At 66.5% G+C, this 2,052-nt stretch carries 3 protein-coding genes; 1 reads left to right on the forward strand and 2 read right to left on the reverse strand.

Annotated features, from left to right (window positions below; genetic code table 11):
• Nucleotides 1-217: glycosyltransferase (locus VFC51_20390; GenBank protein ID HZT09391.1), on the reverse strand; the 217-nt coding region annotated here is incomplete at its 3' end.
• Between the two features lie 426 nt (nt 218-643).
• Between VFC51_20390 and VFC51_20395 the strand changes: the two genes are divergently transcribed.
• Nucleotides 644-1,582, forward strand: a complete 939-nt coding sequence (locus tag VFC51_20395) for an NAD-dependent epimerase/dehydratase family protein (GenBank protein ID HZT09392.1) — start codon at nt 644-646, stop codon at nt 1,580-1,582.
• On the opposite strand, the gene VFC51_20400 is transcribed toward VFC51_20395, so the two are convergent.
• Nucleotides 1,579-2,052: ABC transporter permease (locus VFC51_20400; protein HZT09393.1), on the reverse strand; the 474-nt coding region annotated here is incomplete at its 5' end. The genes VFC51_20395 and VFC51_20400 overlap by 4 nt on opposite strands.

Below are 2,052 nucleotides of genomic sequence, written 5' to 3' on the forward strand. Positions count from 1 at the left end.
CCAGCGAGTGCCCAAGCGCGTTGATCGCCCACACGAGCGGCTGTCCGTCGGGGACGTTCATGGAAGAGGAGTCGAGCGCGTGGCGGAGCTCCTCGTCCTCGCCCGAGGCCATCACCGTGTGCACGTTGCAGACGCATACGAACCCACGCTCCTGCTGGTCCACCATCGCGTCGATCCAATCAAGCGTCTGCCCGTAGTCGGTCAGGGCCAAAGGCACGCTCACGACCTCCACGCTCCGCACCGTCCTGGCCGGGGCCGGCGCGGCTCGCAGGGAGCCTGCCGGATGCATCGCTCTATTTTCTCGTCTGTACATCATGCCTGGATCGAAAACCCTACGGGTTTCAACGTAGAGGAAGCACTGGGGTTTCGCTTTTTCGCCGTTCTGGAGGAAATTCCCTGGCCTTTAGATCGCGCGGCGGTATGCTGTTTCTTGACAAGGACGTCGCTCGGACCCGCGAGCATCGCCCCCTTTCTCGCGGGTCTCGGACGGCCCCCAGCCCTACCAGGGTCGTCCTGCGGTCGGGCCCGTACCGCGTAAGTGGTACGGGCCCGGCTTTGCTTTTGAGCATGCGAAATCACACCTGCTCAGACGAACACTTCCCGGGATCGATCGACCCCTAAACCGACTAACCTGCCACGCCGCATGGACTGCCTGGTCACCGGAGGCGCCGGCTTCATCGGCTCCACCCTCGTGGACGCTCTCCTGGAGCGCGGCGACCAGGTCACGGTGATCGACAACCTGACCACCGGCAGCCTCCGCAACCTGGAGCAGGCCCTCTCCGGCGGCGCGGCTCTGCACGAGATCGACATCCGTGACGCGCGCGCGGTGGACGACGTGTTCGCCACCGCCCGTCCTGAGCTCGTCTTCCACCTGGCCGCGCAAGCCGATGTTCGTGTCTCGGTGCAGCGACCCGTGCACGACGCCGACACGAACGTCCTGGGGACGATCGCGGTGCTGGAGGCGGCTCGGACGCATGGCTGCCGTAGGTTCGTGAACACGTCCACGGGCGGCGGACTGTATGGAGACTGCGACGTGCTCCCCACGCCTGAGGACGTTCAGATTCACCCCATGGCCGGATACGGGCAGAGCAAGTACGCGGCCGAGGGCTATTGCGGCCTGTACGCGCGACTGCACGGACTGTCCACCATCTCGCTGCGCTACGGCAACGTCTATGGCCCGCGCCAGGACGTATACGGGGAGGCCGGGGTAGTGGCGATCTTCTGCGGGCACCTGCTTGAGGGCCGCGCGCCCACCGTGTTCGGCGACGGTCAGCAGACGCGGGACTGGGTCGAGGTGTCCGATGTGGTGCAGGCGAACCTGCTCGCAGCCGAGAGCGAGCTCTCCGGTGCGGTCAACATCGGACACGGGCATGAGACCTCGGTCCTGGAGCTGCTCCGCGCCCTGGGGGACGTGGGGGACCGACCGCTGGCCGAGCCGCAGTTCGCCCCGGAGCGCCCGGGCGAGGTCAGGCGCAGCTGCCTCGACGTCACGCGGGCCCATCAGGAGCTCGGGTGGGCAGCCACGGTGTCGCTGCGCGACGGGCTGCGAGGAATTCTCGCTGGCCTCTCGGCCGGCGCCTAGAGGTTCTCGGCCACGCGCGGTGCCTCGCGAGTGAAGAACCACCAGCCCACCGCGAAGACGGTCGGGATGAGCAGGACCGACCCGATCGCCAATGGATAGCCGCCAGCCGTCGTGACGGCGGAATCCAGCCGGCCCGGATCGATGAACGCATGGCCCATCTGCGTGAGCAGCATCCCGGGCGGGTTGAGCATGGCGAGGTGCCGGAAGGTCTTCGACAGCGCGTCGTACTTCGACGCCGTGTACATGATCGGGGAGCAGTAGAACCAGGCCTGGAGCGTGACGTCCCAGATCGGCTGGACGTCGCGAAAACGGACGTAGAGTGCCGCCAGCAGCATCCCCAGGCCAGTCGCCAGGACCACGAAGCCGCCGATGATGGGAATCAGCTCCAGCCAGCGCACGGTTGGGGAGATCCCGCTGACGAGCGCGAACACGAACACGGCGATCATGTTCATTGCAAGGTTGAACAGTGA

The sequence above is a fragment of the Chloroflexota bacterium genome, assembly GCA_035652535.1.
In the GTDB taxonomy this organism is placed as follows: Bacteria; Chloroflexota; UBA6077; order UBA6077; family SHYK01; genus DASRDP01.

Bases quoted from the DNA above. Each gene is read 5' to 3' on its own strand.
- VFC51_20395 (HZT09392.1), top strand. From the start codon at position 644: ATGGACTGCCTGGTCACCGGAGGCGCCGGCTTCATCGGCTCCACCCTC.